Here is a 26,399-nt window from a genome sequence, read left to right as displayed (position 1 = left end):
GCGGTGTCAGGGGTCGGCGGCAGCAATCCGCGAACTTAAGCCGGGTCGGTCTTCTTCGCGGTCTTGCGCGGCGCCGTCTTGCGGGCCGTTGTCTTGCGCGCCGGCTTGGCCGCCGTCCCCGTCTCGGCGGCGGGCGCTGTCGCGGGCTCCGTGTGGGCGGACGCGCTTTCCGGCTTGGCCTGCGTCTTGGGCGTGGTCTTGCGGGCGCTGCGGGCCGGCTTGGCGGCGGACTGGGTGGGAGCCGCTTCGGGAGCGGACGGTCGCGGCGCGCCGGCGAAGGGATCTGGCGCCTCGCCGCCGCGTTCCCGCTCGGTCTTTGCTGGCGGCGCGACGAACGTCCAATCGGCGACATTCACGACGGGTGGCGGGCCGGACACCAGGGCTGACTGCGGCGGCGGGGGAACCGGGCGTGTGAACGCGGGCGGCGCCGCATCTTCACGCTTGCGAGCCGAAGCGTGTCGTTCGGAGGACGCCTGGCGCACGGACGATTCCTGCGGTTCAGCCGAAGCCTGCCCTTCGGACGGCCCCTGCCCCTCGACCGGCGCACGCGGCTGAACGGCATCTTCACCCGACCCGGAATTTCCGGACTGCCGGGCATCGTCACCCATTCTCGACCCGCGCCCCCGGCGGCCCGAGCGGCCCTGCCGGCCACTGTCCGCCTGCCTGGCGCCGCGCGATGGCGACGAGCCGTCGGCAGTATCCTCGCCAGCAATCTGACCCGGCGCCTGCGACACATCCACCACCGTGCCGCCTTCCGTCTGCTGCGGCGCGTCGGGCTGTTTCCAGGCATCCGCAACCTCGGCCGAACCCTCCGACGCAGTCACGGTCGCTTCCCGATCCGATCCCTCTCCGAGTGAGCCAGCCGTCCGGCCGCCTGCCGTCTTGCGGCCACCGCGCGACTTGCGGCTGTTCCGGCCGCCAGCGCTCGGTGCCTCGCCGGCATCGGCCGACGCGTCAGCGCTCGACGCGCCATTCGCGTCGCCAGACGGGTCTGAAGGCGCGTCCCCAGAGCCATCACGGTACACATACGTGCCGGACTTTTCTTCGCGCCCCACCTCAAGAAAGCCGCGCGACTGCGCTTCTTCCAGCAGATTGCCGAACGCGCGGAAGCCATAGTAGGACTCGTTGAAATCCGGCTTGCGGCGCTTCAGGGCGTCTTTCAGGGCCGATGCCCAGATCTTGCCGCTGTCGCCGCGTTCGGCCATCAGCGCCTCGAACGTCTCGACAACCATCTCGACCGCGCGTGTCTTGCGCGCGTCCTGCTCTTCCTTGCGGCGGCGCTCTTCGTCGGGCGAGCGGCGTTGGGCGGTAGCGCCACGGTTGTCGCGGCGGGCTTCGGCGGTGCGCTGGCCTTCGCGGGCCAGGTCGTCATAAAAGATGAATTCGTCGCAGTTGGCGATCAGCAGGTCCGAGGTGGACTGCTTGACGCCCACGCCAATGACCTTCTTGTTGTTCTCGCGAAGCTTGGACACAAGCGGCGAAAAGTCGGAGTCGCCGCTGATGATGACGAAGGTGTTGACGTGGGACTTGGTATAACAGAAGTCCAGCGCGTCCACGACCAGGCGGATGTCCGCCGAGTTCTTGCCCGACTGGCGCACGTGCGGGATTTCGATCAGCTCGAAATTGGCCTCGTGCATGGGCGCCTTGAATTCCTTGTACCGCTCCCAGTCGCAATAGGCCTTCTTGACCACGATGCTGCCCTTGAGCAGCAGGCGCTCGAGCACCGGCCGGATGTCGAACTTCTGGAATTTGGTGTCGCGCACACCCAGCGCCACGTTCTCGAAGTCGCAGAAAAGCGCCATGCTGACGTTTTCGTTGGGGTTGTTCATGTTCTCTCCAATGCCGCGGTCGGAAGGCCAAACCAGGCCCCGCACCGCCAGAATTCGCCCATGATATACATTTCCGCTTGGTCTCCCCCTTCATCCGCCCCGAGCCGCCATGCCCGACACCCTGCCGCCGCCCGAACTTGCCACCGACCGCCTGGTGCTGCGCCCCCTGTCCCTGGACGACGCCGATGCCATCCAGCGCACGTTTGCCCAATGGGAAGTCGTGCGCTTTCTGGCAGACAGGGTGCCCTGGCCGTACCCGGCCGATGGCGCGCGCCAGTTCCTGCAAAACGCCGCCCTGCCCGCCATGCGCCGCGGGACGCAATGGCACTGGTCGGTGCGCACGCGCGCGCAGCCTGACCAGCTGATCGGCGTCGTCAGCCTGATGGACGACGAGCCCGGCAACAACCGCGGGTTCTGGCTGGATCCGGCGCATCAGGGGCTGGGTTACATGACCGAAGCCAGCGCGGCCGTCACGGCGTATTGGTTCGACGTGCTGGGCAAACCCGTGCTGCGCGCGCCGAAGGCCGTTGCCAACACCGCCTCGCGGCGGATTTCGGAAAGCAGCGGCATGCGGCTTGTGGGCACCGAGGAGCGCGGCTTCGTCAGCGGCCGGCATCCCGCCGAAATCTGGGAAATCACCCGCGAGGAATGGCTGGCGCAGCAGGCAGCCGCGCGGCAACCCTAGGCCGTCCCCGATTTGCGCCCGAGAACCGCTGCCGCGCCGACCGCATGACAGGTTGATTAAGCCGGCGCTTACCGCCTATTTCGCCCCGCTTTCCGGCGAATTGACCGGCGCTTGCGCTGGCTAGAATTCCCGACAATCCGGCATTCCGCGCGTGGGATGCCATGTTCTCGGGCAAGATCCATGAATCCGTCTACCGTCATCGGCGCCGTTGTCGGCCTGCTCACCCTGATCATCGTGGTGGCGCTGTCCGCCAACGATGCCAGCCTGTACTTCAACCTGCCGGGCCTGGCGATCGTGCTGGGCGGCACCTGCGCCGCGCTGTTCATTGCGTACCCGCTTCAGGAAGTGGTGCGCGTGTTCAAGCTGGTGCGCACGGTGTTCCGCAACGACCAGCACGACCAGCAGCGCGACATCGAGGAACTGGTGTCGATGGCGCAGCTCTGGATGAACGCCGACGTCCACAAGGTCGAACACGAGCTCAAGAAGGTCTCGAACCCGTTCCTGCGCACGGGCGTGCAGCTCATCATCGACAACACGCCTGAAGACCAGATCATCGAACTGCTGAAGTGGCGCGTCGCCCGCCTGCGCGCCCGCGAACAGGCTGAAGCCCAGATGTTCCGCGTCATGGCCACCTTCGCGCCCGCCTTCGGGATGCTGGGCACGCTGGTCGGCCTGATCAACCTGATGGCCGTCCTGGGCGACGGCAGCATGCAGACCATCGGCCAGCAACTGGCCATCGGCCTGATGACCACGTTCTACGGCATCCTGCTGGCCAATCTGGTCTGCAAGCCGATCGCGCTGAAGCTGGAACGCCGCACCGCGCGCCGCGTCGAGTCCATGAACATGGTGCTGCAGGGCATCTCGATGATGTGCGAGAAGCGCGGCCCGGCCATGGTGCGTGAGACGCTGAATTCCTTCGTCATGCACGTCGAAGACGAAATCTACGACGGCGGCGCCGACGCCAAGCCCAAGGCCAAGACAGAAGGCCAGGTCAAGCCCGGTGCAACCGCCGCCACTGGCACCAGCGCCGCACCCGTGTCCATCGCCCGTCCCGCTGCCGCGCGTCAATGAGCCTGATTTCCCCTTCCCTTGCGCAGCGGATCGAGCAGGCCCGCCAAGCGCAGCTACGCGCGCAGAAGGCGGCCGCCGCGAGCGGCTGGCGGCCCAGCAATAGTGACCGCCAGGATCGCTATGCGCGCTGGCACGTCGAAGAAGCCGTTGAACAGGATTCCGAGAACTGGCTGCTGAGCTACCTGGACCTCATCACGCTGTTGCTCGCGATGCTGGTCGTCATGCTGGCCGTCACCATGCACGGCGGCGCCACGGGCAAATCCGAGCAGCCCGTCGAACTGGTCGGCACGCTGGCCTCCACAGGCCTGCCCAAGTACGACGGCGAGTATTCCGAATTTGAGACGGTGCAGATCCCGGCCAGCTGGACCGAGCTGCCCGCGCCCGCCACGGCCACGGCGGCCGCCCCACCCGCCCCGGCCGACGACGAAGTCGTGGTGGCCGAGGCCGCCCCGCCGCTGACCGCGCCGTCCAAGGAATCGCTGGGCCTGGCGGACCTGGGCAATTCAGTGGACGTGATCGTCAACGAGCAGTCGGTCAGCTTTCGCATCAGCAACGAACTGCTGTTCGCCTCGGGCCAGGCCACGCTCAGCACGGCAGGCCTGGACGTGATCAAGCGCCTGGCCGGCATCCTCAACAAGAACGACTACCAGGTCTCGGTCGAAGGCCACAGCGATCCCGTGCCGATCCTGACCAAGCAGTTCGCCTCGAACTGGGAGCTGTCCAGCAGCCGCGCCACCAGCGTGCTGCGCGAGCTGGTGCGCGATGGCGTGACGCCGCAGCGGCTGCGCGCGGTGGGCTACGCGGAGACGCGGCCGATCGAGTCCAACGACACGGCAGCCGGCCGCGCCGCCAACCGCCGCGTCGAACTCATCATGGACATCACGCCGCAGCAGGCCAAGACCGCCGCCGCTCCGCAGACGCCCGCCGCCGGCAAGCCCGCCATCGCGTCGCAGGCCGCCGCCCCCGTGGCGAAACCGGCCGTGCCGGATGCAGCGCCGTCCACGGCGAAGGCGGCCACGCCGGACGCCAAAGCGCCTGCGAACGCCATGAAGGCGCCCGCCAATGCAGCTCCGGCGCAATCCTGATCCGCGATCCCTTTCGTTCCAAAAAACCGGCGCAAGCCGGTTTTTTATTGCCGGTTTGCCCTGCAGCGGAGATGTAAAGGACACTTGACACACCGAGGCGCGCCCGCCAGAATGTCAAGCACGCTTTACATCAACAAGGGCATTCCCATGAATCAACTCCAGGCCAAGCGCCGCTACTTCAAGGAACTGGGCTTCTCGATGGCGCTGTACGCCGTGCTGCTGGTCGGCGCGCTGCGCCTCAGCCTCGACATGCAGCCCGGCGCGTTGCGCACCGTGGTGCTGCTCACCCCCATGCTGGCGTTTCTGCTGGCGCTGCGGGCCGTCGTGCGCGCCGTGCGCGGGTCCGACGAATTCATCCGCAAGACCACGCTGGAACACCTGGCGATCGCCGCCGCCGTCACCGCCGGCGTCACGTTCACGTATGGCTTTCTTGAGATCGCCGGCTTCCCCAAACTGAGCATGTTCGTGGTCTGGCCGCTGATGGGCGGGGTCTGGGCGTTTACCACCATCGTCGACACGCTGCGCCATCGATGAAAAACAGCATCCGCGAATTGCGCGCCGCGCGCGGCTGGAGCCAGGCCGCGCTGGCTGAACGCCTGGACGTCTCGCGCCAGACCGTCAACGCCATCGAGACCGGCCGCTACGATCCCAGCCTGCCGCTTGCCTTCGCCATCGCCCGCGTGTTTGAAACGTCCATCGAATCGATCTTCCAGGAAGATTGAGGCGCTTTTTCCGGCATGGCGCGGACGCCGGGATCGGCGTTAACCTAGCGGACCCGCCGCTCGCGGCGACCGCAGTCCGCCCCGGGAGTCTCCATGCCGTACATGCTGCTGATCGTTGAACCGGTGGGCCAGCGCGCCCAGCGCACGCCCGAAGAGGGGCGCGAGGCCTATGCGCAGATGGTGCGCTACGCCGAATCCCTGCAATCGCGCGGCCTGCTCACGCGCGCCGAATCCCTCAAGTCCGATGCCGAAAGCGTGCGCCTGCGCGTGCGCGACGGGGACCGCCAACTGATGGACGGCCCCTATGCCGAGGCCAAGGAAATGATCGGCGGATTCTTCCTTCTGACCTGCGAGTCGCGCGAAGAAGCGCTGGCGCTGGCCGCCGAATGCCCGGCCGCGCAATGGGCCACGGTTGAGGTCAGGGAGCTGGGCCCCTGCTTCATGTAGCGCACGTGGCGGCCGGCCGCCGCCAGATCAGCAATTGCCCTTCTTGGCCTGTCCGGGCGGACAGAAGCCGCCACGGCCGCCGCCGTCATGCGGATCGACGACAACGGAGCCTTGCGGGGTGTACACGGCACAGCCGGACAGCACGAAGACGATGAGGGCAAGACTGCACAGAACTTTCATGGCGTTGCTTCAGGGTGGTCAGGAACGCTGCGAGTGTATGGGACCCGCCTGCAACAAGGCCTGGACCTTCGTAACGGGGTGCTAGGGCGGCGATACATCCGATTGACTCGGCGTTTACCCTAGGCAGGCGATCTGCTTGTCGATCTGACCCCGCGCCGTTCGTCGTACCTGTACAAGCGCCCCTATCGGCCTTGCGATTCCCTCCCAGGAGACCTCAGATGCGATTCATGATCATCGTCCGGGCCACGCCCGACAGCGAAGCCGGCATGATGCCGGACGACAGCCTGCTTGCCTCGATGGCGACCTATCACGAAGCCCTGGTCAAGGCCGGCGTGTTGCTGGACGCCAACGGCCTGCACCCGACATCAAAAGGCTGGCGCGTGCGCTACGACGAGCGCGGCGAACGCAAGCTGCTCGACGGGCCGTTCGCCGAAACCAAGGAACTGATCGCCGGCTACACGATGATCCAGGTGCGCTCCCGCGAAGAAGCGATGCAATGGGCGATGCGGTTTCCCACGCCCTTCCCCGGCCTGGACTGCGAGATCGAGGTGCGCCAGGTATTCGAACTGGATGACTTCGAGCCCAGCAAGGAAGTCGAGCGCTTCCGCCAGATGCCGTCTCCCAGCCTCTGAGTTTCACGACGACCACCCCTGAACATCCAAGCGAGACACGCCATGCACATGCAGATCTTCGTCAATCTGGCCATCAACGACATGCAGAAGTCCCAGGAATTCTTCAAGAAGCTGGGCTACACCTTCAACCCCGACTTCACCAACGACCAGGGCGCCTGCATGGTCGTGGGCGACAACCTTTACATCATGCTGCTGGTGAAGGACTTCTTCCAGAGCTTTACCGGCAAGCCGGTGGCGGATGCCAAGCAGACCACGGAAGTGCTGGTCTGCCTGTCCTGCGAAAGCCGTGCCGAGATCGACGACCTGGTCGCGCGGGCCGTGGCGGCCGGCGGCACGGCGCCGCGCGCGCCGCAGGATCACGGCTTCATGTACGCGCACGGGTTCGAGGACCTGGATGGGCATATCTGGGAGTTCGCTTACATGGTGCCCGGCGAAGCGACCGGCGCATGACGCAGGCGGCCACGCATCGCGCCATCGAGGCGGTCTGGCGGATCGAAGCCGCCAGCGTCATCGCGGGGGTGGCGCGCCTGGTGCGCGACGTGGGACTGGCCGAAGAGCTGGCCCAGGATGCGCTGGTCGCGGCGCTGGAGCGCTGGCCCCAGACGGGCGTGCCGGACAATCCCGGAGCATGGCTCATGACCACCGCGAAGAACCGCGCGCGCGACCGGCTGCGGCTCGATGCCCTGCACACCCGCAAGCACGAGCAGATCGGCCACGAACTGGAGGCCTTGCAGGCCGACGTGGAGCCCGACTTCGTCGACGCGCTGGATGCGGCGCGCCAGGACGACATCGGCGACGATCTGCTGCGGCTGGTCTTTACCGCCTGCCATCCGCTGCTGTCCACCGAGGCGCGCGTGGCGCTGACGCTGCGCCTCTTGGGCGGGCTGACGACGGCCGAGATCGCCCGCGCGTTCCTGGCGTCGGAATCGGCCATCGCGCAGCGCATCGTGCGCGCCAAACGCACGCTGTCTGCCGCCAACGTGCCGTTTGAGGTGCCGTCGGCCGCCGACCGCGCGCCGCGCCTGGCGTCGGTGCTGGAAGTCATCTACCTGATCTTCAACGAAGGCTATTCCGCGACCTCGGGCGACGACTGGATGCGGCCGGGCCTGTGCGATGAAGCGCTGCGCCTGGGCCGCATCCTGGCCGAATTGACGCCCGCGGAGGCCGAGGTGCATGGCCTGGTCGCGCTGATGGAACTGCAGGCGTCGCGCCTGCACGCGCGCACCGATGCCGAGGGCCGGCCGGTGCTGCTGATGGAGCAGGACCGCCGCCGCTGGGATCCGCTTTTGATCCGTCGCGGGCTGGCGGCGCTGGACCGGGCCGATGCGCTGGGCGGCGCGCGAGGCCCCTATGCGCTGCAGGCCGGCTTGGCCGCGTGCCATGCGAGGGCCCGCTCGCCCGAGGACACTGACTGGACGCGGATCGTGGCGCTGTACGACGCGCTCGCCCAGGCCGCGCCGTCGCCCGTGGTGGCGCTGAACCGCGCCGTCGCGATCGGCATGGCCTTCGGTCCGCAGGCGGGCCTGGATCTGGCCGATCAGTTGGCGTCGGAGCCATCGCTGGCGAACTACCACTGGCTGCCCAGCGTGCGCGCGGACCTGCTGGCCAGGCTGGGCCGCAAGGCCGAAGCCCGCGCCGAATTCGAACGCGCGGCCGGCATGACCCGCAACGCCCGTGAACGCGAGTTGCTGCTGGCGCGCGCGGGGGAAATGTCCGGGGAAACGGGAGACGTCAGCGGCGATTGAGGGGGCCAGACTCGGCGTGCTTAAATTCCAGGCATGCCACGCAACGCCGCCATCCCCGATCCGGCCGCACCCCCGATCACGGGCGTGCCCGCGGCGTTCGACCATCCCAACGACCGCGCACAGTTCCGCCGCGTCGCCCACCAGCCCGGCGTCGAGCTGTACCGCGCGCACATCATCCGCCACGCCTTCGAACCGCACACGCACGAGGCCTTCGGGCTGGGCGCCATCGAATCCGGCGTCGAGCGCTTCCGCTATCGGGGCGCCGACCACCTGGCGCCGTCCGGATCGCTGGTGCTGATGAATCCGGACGAATTGCACACCGGGCGCGCCGAAACCGAAGGCGGTTGGCGATACCGCATGGCCTACATCGACCCCGACGTCGCCGCGCGGGTCACGGGCGAATCCGGCTGGTGGTTCGGCGCGGCGGTCGGCCATGACCCCGCCGGCGCGCAGCGCGTCACGGCATTGCTGGATGCGTTGTGGCACGCGTCCGAACCGCTGGCGTTCGACAGCGCGCTGCACGCGCTGCTGGGCGAATTCCGCCGCCATGCCGGCGTGCCGCGACCGGCCGCCACCGAAGGCGCGCCGCGATTCTCGCAGGTCATTGACTACCTGCGCGCGAACCTTTCACGGCGTCTGACGCTGGACGAGCTGGCGGCGGTGGCCGGATTGAGCCCGTTCCATTTCCTGCGCAGTTTCCAGGCCCACCATCACGCCACGCCGCAGCAGATGCTGATGGCGCTGCGGCTGTACGAGGCGAAACGCCTGCTGGCGGCGGGGGTTGTGCCGGCCCAGGTCGCGCTGGCGGCCGGACTGACCGACCAGGCGCATCTCACGCGCGCGTTTTCGCGCCGCTACGGCGTTACGCCCGCGCGGTATCAAAGACAGGCGCGCGGTTAGCGGCGCGCGGCTAGCTGCGCCCCGCCGAGATCCCGCATCCGGCAGACGCCCCAGCAACGCTCACCCGCAGAGCAATCTCGTACAAGATTTCCCCCGTCCGCCTGGCTAGACTGCCCGCATTCATGATCTGGAGCGATGTATGTGGGCTGGAACCCTTTACGCCCTGGCCGCCGGCCTGATGTGGGGGCTGGTGTTCGTCGGCCCCCTGCTGCTGCCGGAATACCCGGCCGCCCTGCAATCCGTGGCGCGCTATCTGGCGTTCGGGCTGATCGCCTTGCCGCTCGCCTGGCTGGACCGGCGCAACCTGCGCCTTCTGACGCGCGCGGACTGGATCGAGGCGCTCAAGCTCGCCGCCATCGGCAACCTGCTGTATTACCTGTGCCTGGCCAGCGCCATCCAGCGCGCGGGCGGCCCCGTGCCCACGATGATCATCGGCACGCTGCCCGTGGTCATCGCCATCAGCGCCAACCTGCGCAATGCGCGCCGCGATGGCCGGTTGCCGTGGAAGCGGCTGGCGCCGTCGCTCGCGCTCATCGCGCTGGGCATCGCCTGCGTCAACCAGGTGGAATTGCAGGCGCTGCGCCAGGACGCGGATGCCGACCTCTCGCGCTACGCCATCGGCGCGCTGCTCGCGCTGGTCGCGGTCGCCTGCTGGACCTGGTATCCGCTGCGCAACGCCGACTGGCTGCGCAACCATCCCGGCCGCAGTCCCCGCACCTGGGCGACCGCGCAGGGGGTGGCCACGCTGCCGCTGGCGCTGGCGGGCTACGCCGTGCTGTGGGCAGGCATGGCGGCCGCGGGCAGTCCGTTCGACATGCCGCTGGGTCCTCGTCCGGACGTCTTTCTGGGACTGATGATCGCCATCGGCCTGTTCGCGTCGTGGCTGGGTACGCTGTGCTGGAACGAAGCCAGCCAGCGGCTGCCGACCGCGCTGGCCGGCCAGCTCATCGTGTTCGAAACACTGGCGGCGCTGGCTTACGCCTTCATGCTGCGCGGCGCCATGCCCGAACCGCTGACGCTGGTCGGGATCGGCTGCCTGATGGTCGGGGTGCTGAAGGCGGTGCGGGTGAAGCCGGAGCCGGTCGCTGCGGCGATGTGATGCCGTAGCCCACCGGCGAAAGCGATCATGCGCTGTTTGGCCGGGCGCAGCTGGCAACCAGACCGCCGCCCGCGCCCCAACATCGCAAAATTATTAGACGTCGTATAATTTTCAACATCGTTTAATAATTTCCCGAACATGCCCGACACCCAGTTCCTTCTTCCCGGCGCGGACGCCACGGACACCGGCCGCCGCGAACGCAAGCGCCAGCAAACGCTCGACCACCTCTCGCAGACCGCCTGGCGCCTGTTCGAAGCACTCGGCTACGACGCCGTCACGATGGAGCAGATTGCCGCGCAGGCCGACGTCTCCAAGGGCACGCTCTACAACCACTTTCCGGTCAAGGAGGCGCTGCTGGCGCAACGCTTCCATGGCGAGCTGGCCGGGGCGCTGACGCAACTATGGCCCGCGTTGCAAACGCTGCCCACCTTCGCCGAACGGCTGACGCGGCTGCTGCATGCGTCGGCGGATTGGGCCGAATCGCACCGCGCTTACCTTGGCCCGTATCTGCGCTACCGCTTTGCCACGATGCACGCAGGCACGCAAAACGACGAGCGCCACCCGCGCAGCGGCCTGCACCGCGTGTTTGCGGCGCTGATCCAGAACGCCCAGGCCGCCCACCAGGCCCGCTCCGACATGGACGCAGAACTGCTGGCCCATCACCTGCAATTCCTCTACCTGGGCGCGCTGCTGCGCTGGCTGGACCAGCCCGGCGCGTCGCTTCAGCAGGAATTCGACGCCGCCATTGCCCTGTTTGTGCATGGCGTGGCGGGGAGCGCCGCGTGAGCGCCCTGGTGCTGGACTGGGCGGCCGCGGCGCAGGCCGGTCCGCAAGCCGCGGGAGGAAAAGGCTGGCAGTTGGGCCGCATGGCGCAATTGGGCGTGCCGGTGCCCGACGGCTTCGTGCTCGCGGCCCAGGCCAGCGCCCAACACCAGTTCGGCCAGGACGTCCCCCCCGCCGTGGCGCACGCCCTATTCCAGGCGCTGCACGCACGCGGCTGGCTGGACCGTCCCCTGGCATTGCGCTCGTCGGCGCCACAAGAGGACTCCGCCGGCGCGTCTTTCGCCGGCATCCATCTGTCGCTCCTGAACGTGCGCGGACCCGAAGCCGCCGTGCAGGCGCTTGGCCGCATCTGGGATTCGCTGTGGACACCGCAGGCGCAGGCGTACCGGCAGCGCCTCGGCCTGCCGATAGACGGTGCGGGCGGCATGGCGGTCGTCGTGATGCCGATGATCGAAGCCCAGGCGTCGGGCATCGCCTTCACCATCGACCCGGCCACGGGCCGCCACGACGAGATGGTCATCCACGCCAATTGGGGCCTGGGTGAATCCCTTGTGAACGGCGAGGCGGACGGCGACGAATACCGCCTGCGTGAAGACTACCTGCGCCAGGCCTGGCCGGTGATTGCGCGGCGCATCGGCGCCAAGCGTCACGCCACGCAGCCCGCCGCCAGCGGCGCGGGCACACACTTGACCGACACGCCCGCCGCACGCGCCGCGCAAGCCGTGCTGACGGTCGCGCAGGCCGAAGCACTGGGCGACATTGCCCGCGATGCGGCCCGGGCGTTGGACTACAGCGGCGCGGCGTACGACCTTGAATGGGCCTGGGACGGCGACCGGTTCTGGATCGTGCAGGCGCGGCCGGTGACCGCGTCGGCGCGCCACACCTATCCCGCGCTGCTGGACCAGCCAGACTACTGGTCGCGCGGCAATACCCGCGAGGTCCTGCCGCATGCCATGTCGGCCCTGGAATGGGATGCGGGCCGCGTCATGGCGCAGCGCATGCTGACCTGCGGCTTCGAGTTGAGCGGCTACGCCACGCTGCCCGGCGTGCCGCTTGCGGCGCTATTCCAGGGACGCGCCTACCTGAATGCCTCGGTCATCCAATGGGTGGGCCATGACGCGCTGGGCGTCAGCCCCCGCGACATGAACGCGTTGCTGGGCGGTGCGCAGCCCGAAATCCGCGTGCCACCGGTCAGCGCCGCGCAGCGCATGCGGCACGGGCTGCGCATCGTGCGCTATCTGCGCCGGGCCGCGCCCCTGCGCCGACAGGCCGCCGCCGACCTGCCCCGGCTTCTGGCCCGCGCGCAGGCATGGCTGGATGCGCCGCTGCCCGCCTCCGACGCCGCCCTGGGCGCGCAGTTGCGCGAACAGTTCCAGACCGTGCTGGCCGCGGATCAATTGTTCTTTTTGCAGGGCTCGGGCGGTGGCGCGCTGTCCAAGCTGCTCGACATGGTGGAAAAGGCCGTGCCCGGCGAAGGCCACGCGCTGACCGCCGCGCTGATGGCGGGCGGGGACCCCAGCGTGACCGCCGAGCAAGGCTATGCGCTCATGGCGCTGGCGCAATGGGCCGAACATGACGCCCAGGCCCTGGCGTGGTTGCGCGCGCCGAACCGCGACGACGCCGCATGGGCAAAGGCACTGCCCGATGACAGTCCGTTCAAAAAGGCTTTTGCCGACTTCCTGCATCGCTACGGCCACCGCGCGGTCTACGAGACCTATTTGCGCAATCCACGTTGGCGCGAGGCGCCCGGCTATCTGCTGGACAGCATCCTGAATCTGATCGGGGCCAATCCCACCGCCCTGCGCGCCCGCCAGGACGACGCCGCGCGGCAGGCGTGGCAACGCGTGCGCCGCGCCTTGCCGTTCTGGCAGCGTCCGCTGGCCGCCAAGCTGCTCACGGCATCCCGTGTGGAAGGCAACCAGCGCGAGGCCGCCCGTAGCGTGCTCGTGGCCTATCTGGCCGTGGCCCGCAAGCGCGCGCTGGAGCTGGGACGCCGCAACGTGGGCCCGAACGGGCTGGCAAACGCCGACGACGTCTTCCATCTGAACGCGGCCGAGATATTTGCGCTGGCGGATGGCCGGATGGATGCCGCGGCGCTGGGCCGGCGCGCCGCCGCAAGACGTGCGCAATTGCAGGTATGGACGGCGCTGCCGGATCTCGACGTCATCACCGAATTCGCCGACCACGCCGCACCGCCCGAGCCGCAAGCCGCGCTTGATGCGGCCGCACCGCGCGATTCCTGGCGGGGCACGCCGGTGGCCGGCGGCCGCGCACGTGGCCGCGCGTTCGTCGCCCGCACGCCGGACGAAGGCCTGTCCATGCCCGCCGGCGGCATTCTGGTCGCGGCATCATCCGATCCCGCGTGGACGCCCCTTTTCCTACGCGCCGGCGCTGTCGTAATGGAGGTCGGCGGCTACCTGTCGCACGCCGCCATCGTGGCACGCGAGTTCGGTGTTCCGGCTGTCGTCAGCGTCCACGGGGTGCTGCAAGGGGTTGCCACGGGCGACATGCTGGAAGTCGATGCCGTGAAAGGCGTCGTCAGCCGGCTGCGGGAGCAAAGCGCGGATTAAGACTGCCTATCCCTGAGCGGCCGTCGCCAGCTCGAACTGAAACACCGCCCCGCCCTCAGCCCCATCCACCAGCCGGATTTCGCTCTGGTGCAGCTGCAGGATGCGCTGCACGATGACCAGCCCCAGCCCCCCGGCCTCGCCCGGCCCGCGGTTCAGCGCCGAGGCCCGCGTGAACAGCCCGGCGCGCAGCGCCTGCGGGATGCCTTCGCCGGAATCGCTGACCCGCACCTGCACCCGGTTGCGCGACAGGCCAAGCTGCAAGGCAATCTGACCGCCCGGCGGGCTATGGCGGATCGCGTTGTCCAGCAGGTTCGTCAGCACGCGTTCGATCAGCCCCAGGTCCGCGCGCACCGGCGGCAGCGCCTGCGCGATGTCCGTGGTCAGATGCTGCTGGCGCGCCTCGGCGGCCAGCTCAAACTTCTGCATCACGTCCTGCACCAGTTCTGGCAGCGAAAACGTCTCGGGCTCCAGCCGCACCAGCCCAGACTCCAGCCGCGCCAGTTCAAAGAGTTCCTGCGCCAGCCGGCCGACCTTGCGGCTTTGCGCCAGCGCGATGTCCAGATAGCGGCGGCGCTCGGCCGGATCGAGCGTCTCGTCCTTTAGCCGCAGCGTTTCCAGATAGCCATGCAGCGACGTCAGCGGCGTGCGCAGGTCGTGCGAAATGTTGGCGACCAGATCGCGGCGCTGCTGGTCCTGCCGCGTCAATTCGCGCCACTGATCCGAGATCCGCCGGCCCATCTGCGCAAACGTGCGCCGCAGCACCGCGATCTCGTCGCCGTTGCGCGCCGCCTGATCGGCCGGCTGTTCCAGCGCGGCCAGCGCCTGGCCGTCGTCGCCGTCAAAGGCGCGCACCGCGCGCGTCAGCGACCGCAACGGCCGCGTGATCAGCGCAAACGCCGCCAAGCCCGCCACCAGCCCCAGCAAGGCCACCAGCGCAATCGACCACAGCGTCGTGCGCAACACCGACGTGCGCGACACGTCCATCGCCAGCGCATCGTGCGCCTGGCCTTGCAGCACCACGTAGACATAGCCCTGTTCGCGGCCATCGACGCGCACCGGCGCCGCGCTGAACACCTTTTGCGCGTCCAGGCTGCGCGGATCGTCGCCCGTGATGGGCAGCATGCCGCCGGCCAGCAGACGCTTGACCGGCGCAAGATCCACCCGCTCGCGCTTGATCTGTCCGGGCGGCGCGGCGTCGCCCACGATGCGGCCATCGTTGGACAGCAGGTAGACCTCCACCGCCGGATTCACGGTCATCAGCATGTCGAACATCGAGCGCACGGCATCCGGCTTCCAGCCGCCCGCGTCCATCAGCTCGGTGGAGCCGGCGATGTGCTGCGCCAGCCCGCTGGACAACCGCTGCACGACCTCCTGCTCGTAGCGCGAGTTGGCCGCGATCTGCAGCCACGCGGACGCGCCGCAGCACGCCAACAGCAGCAGCGCAAAGACGCCGGACAGGCGCTGAGTCAACGTGAAACGCTTCATGGCTGCGCTCCGGGCGCCGCCGCAAACTTGTAGCCGCGGCCCCAGACCGTCAGGATGCGCTGCGGGTTGGACGGGTCGGCCTCGATCTTGGTGCGCAGCCGGTTGATGTGGGTATTGACCGTGTGCTCATAGCCTTCGTGCTGGTAGCCCCACACCTGGTTCAGCAAGTCCATGCGCGAGAACACCTTGTCCGGATGCCGCGCAAAGAAATGCAGCAAATCGAACTCGCGTGGCGTCAGGTCCAGCCGGCGCGCGTCGACATCGACCGTGCGCGCAATCGGATCGATCGACACGCCATGCACGGCCAGGCTGCCCGCGTCCTGGCGCGCATTGCGCTCGATGGCGTCACTGCGGCGCAGCAGCGCCCGCACGCGCGCCACCAGTTCCAGCATCGAAAACGGCTTGGCCAGATAGTCGTCCGCGCCCAGTTCCAGCCCCAGGATACGGTGCACCTCACTGGACCGCGCGCTGGTGATGATGATGGGGATGTAGCGCGCCATCGCGCGGGCCCGCTTGCAGATTTCCAGCCCGTCGATGCCGGGCAGCATCAGGTCCAGCACCAGCGCGTCCCAGCCGCCGTCTTCAAGCAGGCGCATGCCCTCGTTGCCGTCGGCCGCGTGCTCGACCGCGTAGCCCTCGTCCCGCAGATGCAGGCGCAGCAGTTCCGCGATGTGGGCGTCGTCTTCAACTATCAGTACGCGGCGGGGCGTATCCATGGGGCAACCTGGGGCGTGATCAATGCGCCTATTGTCGCCAATCGGCGTGGGGCAAAGTTCACAATTAATTTAACTTTGCGTGAGGACTTCGGTATGGGCCAGGAGGAAGAATGCCTCCATCGACAGCCCACCGGAGACCGCCATGCTGGCCCGACCCGCCCTCAACAATACGCCGCTTGCCACGCCGGCGCCCGCGCTGTCGCCCGTCGCGCCACAGTCCGCCGCCCCCGAGTCCGACGCGAAAAAACGGGCCCGCCAGCCGGTGCCTCCGGCTATTTCCCCCGTCATCCACCCCCGCTGGCTGCGCGTCACGCACTGGTTGAACGCGCTGGCCGTCGTCGTCATGATCATGAGCGGCTGGCGCATCTACAACGCCGCGCCGTTCTTCGACTTCACCTTTCCCAACGGCATCACGCTGGGCGGTTGGCTGGGCGGCGCGCTGCAATGGCACTTTGCCGGCATGTGGCTGCTGTTTTTCAATGGCCTGCTGTACCTGGCGCTGAACGTCGCAACCGGCCGCCTCTGGCGCAAATTCCTGCCGGTCAGCCCCGGCGGCGTGGTCCGCGACCTGCTGGCCGCGCTGCGCGGCCGACTCTCGCACGCCGACCCGCGCCGCTACAACCAGGTGCAGCGCCTGGCCTACCTCTTCGTCATGGCCGACATCGCCGTGCTGATCCTGTCCGGGCTCGTGCTGTGGAAGTCCGTGCAATTCGACCTGCTGCGCGACCTGATGGGCGGCTACGAGGCCGCACGGCGCGTGCATTTCTTTGCGATGGCCCTGCTGGCTGGCTTTGTCGCCGTGCACCTGGCGATGGTCGCCCTGGTGCCCCGCAGCCTGCTCACCATGATCCGCGGCAAATAAGGAACCCGCCATGACCGAAAAACGCCGCCTCCTGCCAAGTCTGGACGCATCCGCCATCCTGCGCGAAGCCGGAAAACTGCTGGACAAGCGCGTCGAGCAACCCTCGCGCCGCGCCTTCCTGCGCCGCGGCCTGACGCTGGGCGGCCTGGCCATGCTGTCCGGATGCTCGCTGTCCGACGACGAAAGCGTCGAACAGGCGCTGTCGGCCGTCTCCCGCTTCAATGACCGCGTGCAGGGCTGGATCTTCGACCCAGCCAAGCTGGCGCCGACCTATCCCGAGTCCATGATCACGCGGCCATTTCCCTTCAATGCCTTCTACGGCATCGACGACGTGCCGCAGGTGGACGAGGCATCGTTCCGGCTGGAAGTCACCGGCATGGTGGCCGACAAGCGCCGCTGGCGGCTCGACGAGCTGCGCGCCATGGCGCAGGTCGACCAGGTCACGCGGCACATCTGCGTCGAAGGCTGGAGCGCCATCGGCAAATGGGGCGGCGTGCCGTTCTCCACGTTCTTGAAGCGCGTGGGCGCCGACCTGTCCGCCAAGTACGTCGGCTTCAAGTGCGCCGACGACTACTACACCAGCATCGACATGCCCACCGCGCTGCACCCGCAGACCATCCTGGCCCTGACGTACGACGGCCGGACGCTGCCCCCCGAATACGGCTTTCCCATGAAGCTGCGCATGCCCACCAAGCTTGGCTACAAGAACCCCAAGCATATCCAGGCGATTTTCGTCACCAACACCTACCCGGGCGGTTACTGGGAGGACCAGGGCTACAACTGGTTCGGCGGCAGCTAGGTGATTTCCCGCTTTTTTCCACTGTCAAAAGGAACGCATCATGAACAAACTCACCACCGCCGCATTGTCCCTGTGCCTGGCCCTCGGGGCCACTGCCGTCCACGCCGCCGACACCATGGGGAAGGACGGCATGAGCAAGAACAGCATGTCGAAGGACGCGCCGGCGCAGGACGGCATGAAGAAGGACTCGATGGGCAAGGACGGCATGTCGCACGACGGCATGAAGAAGGACTCCATGTCGCGCGATGGCATGTCGAAGGGGTCAATGTCGAAGGACTCCATGTCCCGCGATTCGATGTCGAAGGGGTCCATGTCGAAGGACTCCATGTCGAAAGGCGGCATGTCGAAGGACGGGATGAGCAAGGACGGCATGCAAAAGTGAACCCGCGCCGGGGCCGCGTCCGCCGGCCCCTGGCTCGAACAAACCCGCACGGAACCCGCCATGAACCTCACACGCAGACACTTCCTTGGCCTGGGCGGCGCCGCGGCAGCCGCCGTTGGCATCGCCCCGCTGCTGGTCACGCGCAGCGGCTCGGCGCAAGCCGCCGAGCCCGCCGCCACCTTCCCCTACACGCTCACCGACGCCCAATGGCGCGAGCGCCTGACGCGCGAGCAATATCAGGTGCTGCGCCGCGACGGCACGGAGCGGCCCTACTCCAGCCCGCTCAACGACGAGCACGGCAAAGGCACGTTCGCCTGCGCCGGCTGCGAACACCCCTTGTTTTCCTCGTCGACCAAATTTGACAGCGGCACCGGCTGGCCCAGCTTCTGGCAGCCCCTGCCCAGCGCCGTCGGCGAAACCCGCGACCGCAGCTTCGGCATGACCCGCACCGCCGTGCATTGCGCCAACTGCGGCGGCCACCTGGGCCACGTGTTCGACGACGGCCCCCGCCCCACCGGCCTGCGCTACTGCATGAACGGCGTGGCGATGACTTTCGCCCCGCAAGCCTGATTCGCCACCGCATCGCTATAAGGACCCGACACCATGTCCACGCACCCCACCCTGCGCCGCCTCTGCGCCGTGCTTGCCACCGCAGGCGGCCTGATCGCTTCGACCGCCGCCCCCGCCGCGGAACGCGCCTTCATCATTCCCCCGCCCGCCGAGCAACAGCCCGCCAATGCGGCAACGGCAACCGCCACGCAGGAAAAAGCCGTCATCGCCGGCGGCTGCTTCTGGGGCGTGCAAGCCGTCTTCCAACACGTCAAGGGCGTCAGCAACGCCGTGTCCGGCTACGCCGGCGGCCAAGCCAACACCGCCAACTACAACGCCGTCAGCGGCGGACGCACCGGCCACGCGGAAGCGGTGGAAATCACCTACGACCCCAAACAGGTCAGCTACGGGCAGTTGCTGCAGATCTATTTCTCGGTCGCGCATGACCCGACCCAGCTCAACCGCCAGGGGCCGGATCACGGCACGCAGTACCGTTCGGCCGTGTTTCCCGCCAATGACAGCCAGCGCAAGGTGGCCGAGGCGTACATCGCGCAGTTGAATAAAACGGGGGTGTATCCGAAGGCGCTGGCCACCACCATCGAACCGCTGCAGGCGTTTTATCCCGCGGAGGATTACCACCAGGACTATCTGGTGCGGAACCCGAACAGTATGTACATCGTGATCAACGATGTGCCGAAGGTGGAGAATCTGGCGAAGACGTTTCCGGATTCGTGGCGGGATAAGCCGGTATTGGTGAGCGCGAAGGAGAAATAGCCGCGTTGTTCTGAACCCAGGCGCAATGACACAAATAGCCATAAGGTTGGTCGTTACTTCGTGCGTTAACTCCTTTTAGGGATTCGTAGAATCGACTGCTGGATCAGGCTGGCTCAACAGTCGGACTGCTTTTTCAGTGATTGGAAATATTTAGGAGGGCGATTCGTTTTATGGACATTTCCAAAGGCATATCTCTAACGACAAAGTCGCGCAGCATTGCGGACCTGAATCTTCCGCTGGTCAAACCGTCCGCCAACTTTGCTCATAATTTGGAGGCTTCCGCTGAAGCGCTGCGTAAAGCGGAAGCAGTAGAACGAGGCATGGCTCGCATTCAAGCCGATAACTCGCCCCAGAATGCAGTCAAGGTTGTTATGAAGGGCGACCAGCGCGTTGCGACAATTTATAAGTCCGGCGTCATAGAGATTACCGACCAATACGCCGAACAACTGAAAGGGCTGGATCTTCCGAGTGATGCCTCTAACAATTTGGGAACGATTCGTGCGGGACTAATAGCCAAGGCTGTGGGCGGGGAGATCTTGGATTTAAAGACAACTTCCGCTGCCGCTTCGCAATCTCGGTTTTCAGTAACGGCGTAGATTAGAACCCGTTGAATTGATCTTTGATGTGCAACCCGTCTCACGTAGGTTGACACCTACGGGACTGCATCGGTAGCCAGGTACGACCTCGACACCCAATGAACTTCATTGGGTGTGCTGCATTGTGTCGACTGCGGCGGTCGCGCCAGCAGTAAATATTCCATCGCCTGCGTCCGGCAATACCTCGCCCTCCCCCGAGCGGAGTAAAATCCGCCCCCCATGCGCTTTTCCGACTTCACCCATCGCCTCACCGCCCTAGGCGCCCTGCCCGTTCACCGTGGCCGGGTCGTGCGCGTCTGGCTGAACGGGCAGGCGCTCGATACCGGGACGCGGCGGCGTAGCGCCGAGCACTTCCTGCCTCTCGCGCTGCGCGATGCCATTCCCGCCTTGACGTCGGAACTGGACGGCCTTGCCCAAATACGCTCCGAACACGCCGGCAGCGACGGCTCGCGATTGCTTGTCGAGCTGGCCGACGGGCAGATGGTCGAAAGCGTGCTGCTGCCGCGCGACGGGCTTTGCGTTTCCACGCAGGTGGGCTGCGCGGTCGGCTGCCGCTTCTGCATGACCGGCAAGAGCGGCCTGATCCGTCAGGTCACGAGCATGGAAATCCTGGCGCAAGTGGTGCTGGCGCGGCGTCAGCGTGCGGTAAAGAAGGTTGTCTTCATGGGCATGGGTGAACCTGCGCACAACCTGGACAACGTGCTCGAAGCCATCGACCTGCTCGGCACGGAAGGCAATATCGGCCACAAGAATCTCGTGTTCTCGACCGTGGGCGACCAGCGTGTGTTCGACGCCCTGCCGAAACAACGCGTCAAACCCGCGCTGGCGTTGTCGCTGCACACGACCAAAGCCGATCTGCGCGAACATCTGCTGCCGCGCGCGCCGAAGATCGCGCCCGAAGCCCTGATTGAACTGGGCGAGCAATACGCTCGCGACACCGATTACCCGATCCAGTATCAATGGACCCTGCTCAAGGGCATCAACGACGGCGACGACGAACTCGATGCCGTCGTGCGGCTGCTCAAGGGCAAGTACGGCGTCCTGAACGTCATCCCTTTCAATAGCCTCGAAGGCGATGACTACCAGCGCCCTGATGCAGAGCGTATCCGCGAGATCGTCCGCTATCTGCACGGCCGTGGCGTGCTGGCCAAGGTCAGGAACAGCGCCGGACAGGACGTGGAAGGCGGCTGTGGCCAGTTGCGCGCTCGCGCCGTGGGCGCGGCGCAGGTGGTTGAACTGCGGCGCAAGCCAGCCTCATCTGCCCGTGCCGATAACCGGCACGCGGATGCGGCCCGCATCACCCTGTAGCCGCCGGCACCGCCTTCAGCAACGCGCTTTGTTGAACCGCGTCAAACCATCACACCTGCGCCCGCAGCCACTCCGCCACCGCCTGCACGGCCACCGACACGTCCCGCTCGCCAAACATCGCCAGGTGATACGTGTGCCCGTCGATTTCGGGCCCGAACGGCTGCACCAGATGCCCGGCCCGCAATTCATCGTCCACCAGCGCCAAGCTGACCAACGCTATCCCGTGCCCCGCCACGGCCGCCTGTATCGCGTGGCCTTCATCTGAAAACCGCAACTGCCCGCCCTCGGGCGGCAGCGGGCGCCCAGCTATTGAAAACCAGCGCTCCCACGTTGGATTCTCGGGTTGCGCGCGTTTCCAGTCGAAGCGGATCAGCGGCACCCGCGCCAGATCGTCCGGCGACACGACGCCCAGGCGCGGATTGGCGACCGGGGCGAACCGGTCGGTGAACAGCGGTTGCGTCACCAGTCCGGGATACGGCCCGCGGCCATAGCGGATGGCGATGTCGACCGTGGACGAGCGCAGGTCAACGAGGTCGTCGGTGGCCTGCAATTGCAGGTCGATATCGGGATGCAGGCGGCGGAAATCGGCCATGCGCGGGACCAGCCACTTCACGGTAAAGGCGTTGGTTGCCGAGATGCTGACTTGCGCCCGCGTGCGCTGCTGCGTCAGGCGCGCCAAGGTGGCCTCGAACTTGTCAAAGCCGTCGCGTAGCACGGGATATAGCTGCGCCCCGGTTTCGGTCAGCGTGACCTTGCGCACCTGGCGGTCGAACAGCGCGAGGCCGGTGCCCGCCTCCAGCGCACGGATCTGGTGGCTGACGGCGGTCGGGGTGACGGCGAGTTCCTCGGCAGCGGCCTTGAAGCTGCCCAGGCGGGCGGCGGCTTCGAAGGCACGGAGCGCGGACAGCGGAAGGGATCGGCGTTGCATTGGCGGCGGGTACATGGATGAGTTTTTCTCGTCTTATAGCTGACAAACGAACCTTTGTCACCGTTTCGCCGCGACTCTACATTCTCTTCACCGGCCGGCTCCCTACTAATCCACCCCACCGGCCATAGATGAAGGAATTCGCATCATGCTCAAACAAGTCATCACCCAGCCCGACAACTACGCGCCCTTCCTGCTGTCGCAGGGCATCCAGTTCGGCAATCTGCTGTTCATCTCGGGTCAGGCCGGCGCCGCCGACGACGGAAAGATCGTGGACGGCGGGTTTCTCGCACAGGGCGAACAGGCTTTCCAGAACCTGCGCCGTGCGCTGGAAGCCGGCGGCTCCAGCCTGAAAGACGTCATCAAGGTCACGATCTTCGTCACCGACATGGGGCATTTCGACGACGTGGTGGCGCTGCGCCGAAAGTTCTTCTCGGCGCCCTACCCGGCTGACACCATTGCGGAGATCAAGGCCCTGTATGACCCGGCCGCGATGATCGAAATCGAGGCCATCGCCGCGGTCCGCCAACCGGAGGGCAAGTGAGATGACCACGCTACTTAATCGTCTGCAGCACGACGCGCCGACGCCCCCCGCCACGCTGTTCACGCCGCTGCGCGTGGGCGCGCTGAACCTGCCCAACCGGCTGGCCGTCGCCCCCATGACACGCGTCAGCGCCACGGCGGACGGCCACGCCACCGCGCAGATGGCCCAGTATTACGAGGCTTTCGCCGCCGGCGGCTTTGGCCTGGTGATCACCGAAGGCATCTATACGGACAAGGCCCATGCGCAAGGCTACCTGTTCCAGCCCGGTCTGGCGGACGACGCGCAGCGCGAGGCCTGGCGGCCGGTGGTGGACCGGGTGCATGCGCGGGGTGGACGCATCATTGCGCAGCTCATGCATGCGGGCGCGCTGTCGCAGGGCAATCCGCATCGGTCCGGGACCAAGGGACCTTCGGCGGTGCAGCCGGCCGGACAGCAGATGACCTTCTACCGCGGCCAGGGGCCGTACCGGATGCCGGAAGCGATGACGATCGATGAGATCGCCGAGGCAGTCGACGGCTTTGCGCGGGCGGCGCGCCGGGCGCAGGAGGCTGGGTTTGACGGCGTGGAGATACACGGCGCCAACGGCTACCTGCTGGACCAGTTTCTTGGCGCCCACACCAATCTGCGCGAGGATCGTTACGGCGGCAGCATGGACAACCGCCTGCGTCTGACTCTGGACGTGATCCAGGCGGTGCGGCAGTCGACGCCGGCGGGCCTTGTCGTGGGCGTGCGCAGCTCGCAGGGCAAGGTCAACGACTTCACCCACAAGTGGCCGGGCGGCCAGGACGAGGCCGCACGGATCTTCGGCACACTGGGCGCGCAGCCCATCGATTACCTGCACACCACCGAGTTCGAGGCCTGGCGTCCTGCGTTCGGGGAGGACGGCCCCAGTCTGGCGGCGCTGGCGCGCAGGCATGTCTCCGTGCCGGTGCTGGCTAATGGGTCGCTGCATGACGTGGCGCGGGCCGAAGGCTTGATGGCCCGGCAAGAGGCGGACTTCGTTTCGCTGGGACGCGGCGCGCTCACGCATGCCGACTGGCCGGCCAGACTGCACGCCGGCAAGCCGCAGGGGGAATTCGACCGCGGCCTGCTTGCGCCGATTGCCGACCTGGACAACGCGGTCCGCCATCGCGCGCAGGTTCAACCTGCCTGATCGGTGGGCGAAATCCCGTGGACGAGGTGTTGACCCAGCGCCCCGTCCCGGCCCCGCCGGCGGCGGATCAGCCCGCCCGCCGCAAGGACTGAAAGATCCAGGTCCCGATGCCGGTGATCGCTGCGTCGCCGTGCGCCATCCCCATCACCTGCAACCCCAGCGGCAAGCCATCGACCGCCATCAACGGCACGTTGATCGCGGGCGCGCCCAGCAGTGACGACGCGCACGCAAACGAGACGTCACCCGTCGGGTACTTGCTGTCGCGGATGTCGGCGGCGATGGGCGCCGCGCCGCAGGCATTCAGGCTGACGAGCGCATCGCATTGCGTGGCCAGGGCCGCCAGGCACTGGCGCGCGTGCTCGCGCAGCAGCAGGCATTCGCGGTACTCGGCCAGCGTCATGCCGCGCCCGCTTTCAAGTTGCCGCACCAGGCTGGGACCCAGCGTATTGGGATGGTTGGCGACCAGATTGGCCAGCGACCAGCGCTGCTCCCACGAGATCAACCGCAGCGACAGGGGTGCCGCCTGCGAGATGGCGCGCTCCAGCGCGTCGACCAGCGGCGAGTCGCCACGCCGGATGATCGTCACGCCTTGCCCGGACAGCGCCTCCAGGCTGGCCTCAAACGCCGCGCGGGCATTCGGTTCCGCGCGCGCCCAGCCCTCGGTTTCCAACGCGACCAGCCGCGTGGGTTTTTGGGCCGAGGGCGGATGCAGCGGACCATACAAGCCCGGATGCCCCGGGTCGCCGCCCGCGCGCTGGGCGATTTCCGCAGCCGCCGTCCACATGTCCTCGACGGAATTGGCATGGATGCCGATGTGGGCCTGGCTAAGGCCCAGACGTTCGCCACGATTGAGCGCGCCGAACGTCGGCTTCAAGGCCCAATTGCCGTTGTAGCTGGCCGGCCGCAGCACGGAGCCCACGAGCTGCGAGCCGATGGCCATGGGCACCATGTTGGCGCCCACGACGGCGCCCGACCCGCTGGACGATCCGCCCGGCGTTCGGCGGGGGTCGAACGGATTGGTCGTCGGACCGGGGTCGAGAAACCCCAGCGCCGTCGTGACCGTCTTGCCCAGGATGATGGCGCCGGCGTCGCGCAGCGCGCGCACCACGGCGCTGTCGTTCTTGGGGAAGTTGCCGTCGAACGCCGCGCAGCCCATTTGCGTGGGCATGTCGCGCGTTTCGATCAGGTCCTTGATGCCGACGGGCATGCCGTCGATCGCCGACAGCGGGTGGCCGTCGCGGTAGCGCTGGACGCTGGCGTCGGCGGCGGCGCGGGCGCCCGCTTCGTTCAGGACGACCCAACCCTTGAGCTGGCCCTCCCGCGCGGCAATCACTTCCAGGCAGCGTTCCAGGTAATCGCGTGGCGTGTCGCGGCGTTCGGCAAAGTTGGCGCGGGCGTCATGAAACGTCAGCGCGGTGTGGGTGCTGGGATCGTAGGTCAAGGTGTGGCTCCGATGTCTTATTCGCTGCTTTTATTCGCTGCTTTTGATGCCGAGGGTCCGAATCAATGCGCTCCATCGGGCATATTCGGCGCGGAAGAACGTATCGAACTCGGCCGGCGTGCCCGGCTGCACCAGCAGATTGATGCCCTTCAGGCGTTCCTGGATCGCGGGCTCGGCCAGCACCTCGTTCAGGTCGCGGTTGATCTTCACCTTGATGTCGTCGGGAATGCCGGCGGGCGCGAACAGTCCGTACCAGGCCTCCAACCGCAGCCCCGGCAGGCCCGCCTCGGCCGCAGCGGGCACGGCGGGCAAGGCCTCCAGACGCTGCGGCGACGCCACGGCGTAGGCGTTGAGCCTGCCGGCCTTTACGTGGTTGATGACGTTGCCCGAGGCGAACTGCACCAGCAGATCGACCTCGCCGCCGATGGCAGCCATCGACGCCTCCAACGCCCCGCGATAAGGCACGTGCATCACGTCCACGCCGGCCTCGCGCTTGAAGATCTCGGTGAACAGCTGCAGCGACGATCCCGAGCCGTTGGACGCGTAGGTGTACTTGCCCGGTTCGGCGCGAAAGCGTTTGATCAGCGTGGCCAGATCGGCATCGTCGATGCCCGGGCGCGTGAGGACCAGCACCGGCAGGCTGCCGATCTTGCCGATGCGCGCCAGGCCGTTCTCGACATCCAGCTTGGCGTTGGGGTTCAAGGCCGGCAGCGTGGCCAGTTCGTTGAAGGTCAGCATCAAGGTGTAGCCGTCGGGCTTGGCCCGGGCCACGTAGTCGGCGCCGATGAGCGTGCCCGCACCCGGCTTGTTCTCCACCACGACAGGCTGCCCCCAGCGTTCGGCAAGCCGCGGGCCGATCAGGCGGGCCAGGATGTCGGCGGTTCCGCCCGGCGTGGTCGGCACCACGATGCTGACGGGACGCTGCGGATAGCCGGCGGCCGTTGCGGGTCCGGCCAGCACTGCGGCGCCGCAGAGGGCAACGATTCCGATCCGTCGAGCCAATGTTCTAAACATGGATTTCCCCTTATGGCTGTTTCTTTTGGCTGTTCTGTGGCTGTTCTTGCACCGCGAAGTCGGGGCGGCCGTGCCATCTTGGGCGTTTGGGCATCAGGGTTCA

29 protein-coding genes are annotated in these 26,399 nt (G+C 67.3%); 22 read left to right on the top strand and 7 right to left on the bottom strand.

Annotated elements, in window-relative coordinates; translation table 11 throughout:
- Positions 1-35: 35 nt before the first annotated feature.
- Positions 36-1,829 (bottom strand): NYN domain-containing protein, encoded by a 1,794-nt coding sequence (locus CLM73_RS12140; protein ID WP_105238650.1) that lies wholly within the window; start codon positions 1,827-1,829, stop codon positions 36-38.
- Positions 1,830-1,938: 109 nt separating this feature from the next.
- Here CLM73_RS12140 and CLM73_RS12135 point away from each other — a divergent pair, with 109 nt between their 5' ends.
- From CLM73_RS12135 to CLM73_RS12110, 6 genes are all read left to right on the top strand, one after another.
- Positions 1,939-2,514, top strand: a complete 576-nt coding sequence (locus tag CLM73_RS12135) for a GNAT family N-acetyltransferase (RefSeq protein ID WP_105238649.1) — start codon at positions 1,939-1,941, stop codon at positions 2,512-2,514.
- Positions 2,515-2,694: 180 nt separating this feature from the next.
- Positions 2,695-3,585, top strand: coding sequence for a motility protein A (locus CLM73_RS12130; RefSeq protein ID WP_105238648.1), 891 nt, complete (start codon positions 2,695-2,697; stop codon positions 3,583-3,585).
- The gene (locus CLM73_RS12125; protein WP_105238647.1) at positions 3,582-4,670 is read left to right on the top strand and encodes an OmpA/MotB family protein; all 1,089 of its coding nucleotides are present in this window, start codon (positions 3,582-3,584) and stop codon (positions 4,668-4,670) included. Before CLM73_RS12130 ends, CLM73_RS12125 begins: the two co-directional genes overlap by 4 nt.
- A 111-nt stretch (positions 4,671-4,781) precedes the next feature.
- Positions 4,782-5,204 (top strand): hypothetical protein, encoded by a 423-nt coding sequence (locus CLM73_RS12120; protein WP_418904936.1) that lies wholly within the window; start codon positions 4,782-4,784, stop codon positions 5,202-5,204.
- Entirely contained in the window at positions 5,201-5,392 is a 192-nt protein-coding gene (locus CLM73_RS12115; protein ID WP_056570520.1) for a helix-turn-helix transcriptional regulator, read from the top strand. The genes CLM73_RS12120 and CLM73_RS12115 overlap by 4 nt, the downstream gene beginning before the upstream one ends.
- Before the next feature lie 93 nt (positions 5,393-5,485).
- Positions 5,486-5,839 carry a YciI family protein gene (locus CLM73_RS12110; protein ID WP_105238646.1) on the top strand — a complete coding sequence of 118 codons (354 nt, stop codon included), beginning with the start codon at positions 5,486-5,488 and terminating at the stop codon, positions 5,837-5,839.
- Between the two features lie 27 nt (positions 5,840-5,866).
- Here CLM73_RS12110 and CLM73_RS29110 read toward each other — a convergent pair whose 3' ends face one another.
- Positions 5,867-6,019 carry a hypothetical protein gene (locus tag CLM73_RS29110; protein WP_199778287.1) on the bottom strand — a complete coding sequence of 51 codons (153 nt, stop codon included), beginning with the start codon at positions 6,017-6,019 and terminating at the stop codon, positions 5,867-5,869.
- Positions 6,020-6,237: 218 nt separating this feature from the next.
- Between CLM73_RS29110 and CLM73_RS12105 the strand changes: the two genes are divergently transcribed.
- From CLM73_RS12105 to CLM73_RS12075, 7 genes are all read left to right on the top strand, one after another.
- Positions 6,238-6,651 (top strand): YciI family protein, encoded by a 414-nt coding sequence (locus CLM73_RS12105; protein WP_105238645.1) that lies wholly within the window; start codon positions 6,238-6,240, stop codon positions 6,649-6,651.
- A gap of 42 nt (positions 6,652-6,693) precedes the next feature.
- Positions 6,694-7,101, top strand: a complete 408-nt coding sequence (locus CLM73_RS12100; RefSeq protein ID WP_105238644.1) for a VOC family protein — start codon at positions 6,694-6,696, stop codon at positions 7,099-7,101.
- Positions 7,098-8,396 carry an RNA polymerase sigma factor gene (locus CLM73_RS12095; protein WP_105238643.1) on the top strand — a complete coding sequence of 433 codons (1,299 nt, stop codon included), beginning with the start codon at positions 7,098-7,100 and terminating at the stop codon, positions 8,394-8,396. The genes CLM73_RS12100 and CLM73_RS12095 overlap by 4 nt, the downstream gene beginning before the upstream one ends.
- Positions 8,397-8,429: 33 nt before the next feature.
- Positions 8,430-9,296: an AraC family transcriptional regulator gene (locus tag CLM73_RS12090; RefSeq protein WP_105238642.1), complete on the top strand. Its 867-nt coding sequence runs from the start codon at positions 8,430-8,432 to the stop codon at positions 9,294-9,296.
- A gap of 139 nt (positions 9,297-9,435) precedes the next feature.
- Entirely contained in the window at positions 9,436-10,395 is a 960-nt protein-coding gene (locus CLM73_RS12085) for a DMT family transporter (RefSeq protein WP_105238641.1), read from the top strand.
- Between the two features lie 138 nt (positions 10,396-10,533).
- Positions 10,534-11,181: a TetR/AcrR family transcriptional regulator gene (locus CLM73_RS12080; protein WP_105238640.1), complete on the top strand. Its 648-nt coding sequence runs from the start codon at positions 10,534-10,536 to the stop codon at positions 11,179-11,181.
- Positions 11,178-13,748, top strand: coding sequence for a PEP/pyruvate-binding domain-containing protein (locus tag CLM73_RS12075; RefSeq protein WP_105238639.1), 2,571 nt, complete (start codon positions 11,178-11,180; stop codon positions 13,746-13,748). Before CLM73_RS12080 ends, CLM73_RS12075 begins: the two co-directional genes overlap by 4 nt.
- Positions 13,749-13,754: 6 nt before the next feature.
- Here CLM73_RS12075 and CLM73_RS12070 read toward each other — a convergent pair whose 3' ends face one another.
- Both CLM73_RS12070 and CLM73_RS12065 read right to left on the bottom strand, forming a co-directional pair.
- Entirely contained in the window at positions 13,755-15,233 is a 1,479-nt protein-coding gene (locus tag CLM73_RS12070; RefSeq protein WP_105238638.1) for a sensor histidine kinase, read from the bottom strand.
- Positions 15,230-15,949 carry a response regulator transcription factor gene (locus tag CLM73_RS12065; protein WP_105238637.1) on the bottom strand — a complete coding sequence of 240 codons (720 nt, stop codon included), beginning with the start codon at positions 15,947-15,949 and terminating at the stop codon, positions 15,230-15,232. Before CLM73_RS12065 ends, CLM73_RS12070 begins: the two co-directional genes overlap by 4 nt.
- Before the next feature lie 142 nt (positions 15,950-16,091).
- Between CLM73_RS12065 and CLM73_RS12060 the strand changes: the two genes are divergently transcribed.
- The 7 genes from CLM73_RS12060 (at position 16,092) to CLM73_RS12035 (ending at position 21,219) form a co-directional block, all read left to right on the top strand.
- Positions 16,092-16,811 (top strand): cytochrome b/b6 domain-containing protein, encoded by a 720-nt coding sequence (locus tag CLM73_RS12060; RefSeq protein ID WP_105238636.1) that lies wholly within the window; start codon positions 16,092-16,094, stop codon positions 16,809-16,811.
- Positions 16,812-16,821: 10 nt separating this feature from the next.
- Positions 16,822-17,610: a molybdopterin-dependent oxidoreductase gene (locus tag CLM73_RS12055; RefSeq protein ID WP_105238635.1), complete on the top strand. Its 789-nt coding sequence runs from the start codon at positions 16,822-16,824 to the stop codon at positions 17,608-17,610.
- A gap of 40 nt (positions 17,611-17,650) precedes the next feature.
- Positions 17,651-17,992 (top strand): pentapeptide MXKDX repeat protein, encoded by a 342-nt coding sequence (locus CLM73_RS12050; RefSeq protein WP_105238634.1) that lies wholly within the window; start codon positions 17,651-17,653, stop codon positions 17,990-17,992.
- A gap of 60 nt (positions 17,993-18,052) precedes the next feature.
- Complete coding sequence (gene msrB / locus CLM73_RS12045; RefSeq protein ID WP_105238633.1) at positions 18,053-18,562, top strand: peptide-methionine (R)-S-oxide reductase MsrB; 510 nt, start codon at positions 18,053-18,055, stop codon at positions 18,560-18,562.
- A gap of 33 nt (positions 18,563-18,595) precedes the next feature.
- On the top strand, positions 18,596-19,315 hold the full coding sequence (gene msrA / locus CLM73_RS12040) for a peptide-methionine (S)-S-oxide reductase MsrA (protein WP_105238632.1): 720 nt from the start codon (positions 18,596-18,598) through the stop codon (positions 19,313-19,315).
- Positions 19,316-19,485: 170 nt separating this feature from the next.
- Positions 19,486-19,911: a hypothetical protein gene (locus CLM73_RS28900; protein WP_158685854.1), complete on the top strand. Its 426-nt coding sequence runs from the start codon at positions 19,486-19,488 to the stop codon at positions 19,909-19,911.
- Positions 19,912-20,130: 219 nt separating this feature from the next.
- The gene (locus tag CLM73_RS12035) at positions 20,131-21,219 is read left to right on the top strand and encodes an RNA methyltransferase (protein WP_105238631.1); all 1,089 of its coding nucleotides are present in this window, start codon (positions 20,131-20,133) and stop codon (positions 21,217-21,219) included.
- 49 nt (positions 21,220-21,268) lie between these two features.
- Here CLM73_RS12035 and CLM73_RS12030 read toward each other — a convergent pair whose 3' ends face one another.
- A complete protein-coding gene (locus tag CLM73_RS12030; protein ID WP_105238630.1) occupies positions 21,269-22,147 on the bottom strand; it encodes a LysR substrate-binding domain-containing protein in 879 nt (292 codons plus the stop codon).
- A 145-nt stretch (positions 22,148-22,292) separates the two neighbouring features.
- On the opposite strand from CLM73_RS12030, the gene CLM73_RS12025 reads away from it, so the two are divergent.
- Complete coding sequence (locus tag CLM73_RS12025; protein WP_105238629.1) at positions 22,293-22,688, top strand: RidA family protein; 396 nt, start codon at positions 22,293-22,295, stop codon at positions 22,686-22,688.
- Between the two features lies 1 nt (position 22,689).
- On the top strand, positions 22,690-23,841 hold the full coding sequence (locus tag CLM73_RS12020; RefSeq protein ID WP_105238628.1) for an NADH:flavin oxidoreductase: 1,152 nt from the start codon (positions 22,690-22,692) through the stop codon (positions 23,839-23,841).
- Positions 23,842-23,908: 67 nt separating this feature from the next.
- Here the strand turns inward: CLM73_RS12020 and CLM73_RS12015 are convergent, their stop codons facing one another.
- Both CLM73_RS12015 and CLM73_RS12010 read right to left on the bottom strand, forming a co-directional pair.
- A complete protein-coding gene (locus tag CLM73_RS12015) occupies positions 23,909-25,282 on the bottom strand; it encodes an amidase (protein ID WP_105238627.1) in 1,374 nt (457 codons plus the stop codon).
- A gap of 30 nt (positions 25,283-25,312) precedes the next feature.
- Positions 25,313-26,296, bottom strand: coding sequence for a tripartite tricarboxylate transporter substrate binding protein (locus CLM73_RS12010; RefSeq protein WP_105238626.1), 984 nt, complete (start codon positions 26,294-26,296; stop codon positions 25,313-25,315).
- Positions 26,297-26,399: the final 103 nt, after the last annotated feature.

Origin of the sequence: Achromobacter spanius, from assembly GCF_002966795.1 — a bacterium.
Classification (GTDB): domain Bacteria; phylum Pseudomonadota; class Gammaproteobacteria; order Burkholderiales; family Burkholderiaceae_B; genus Achromobacter; species Achromobacter spanius_D.
This window is presented reverse-complemented; position numbering and strand designations above follow the sequence as displayed.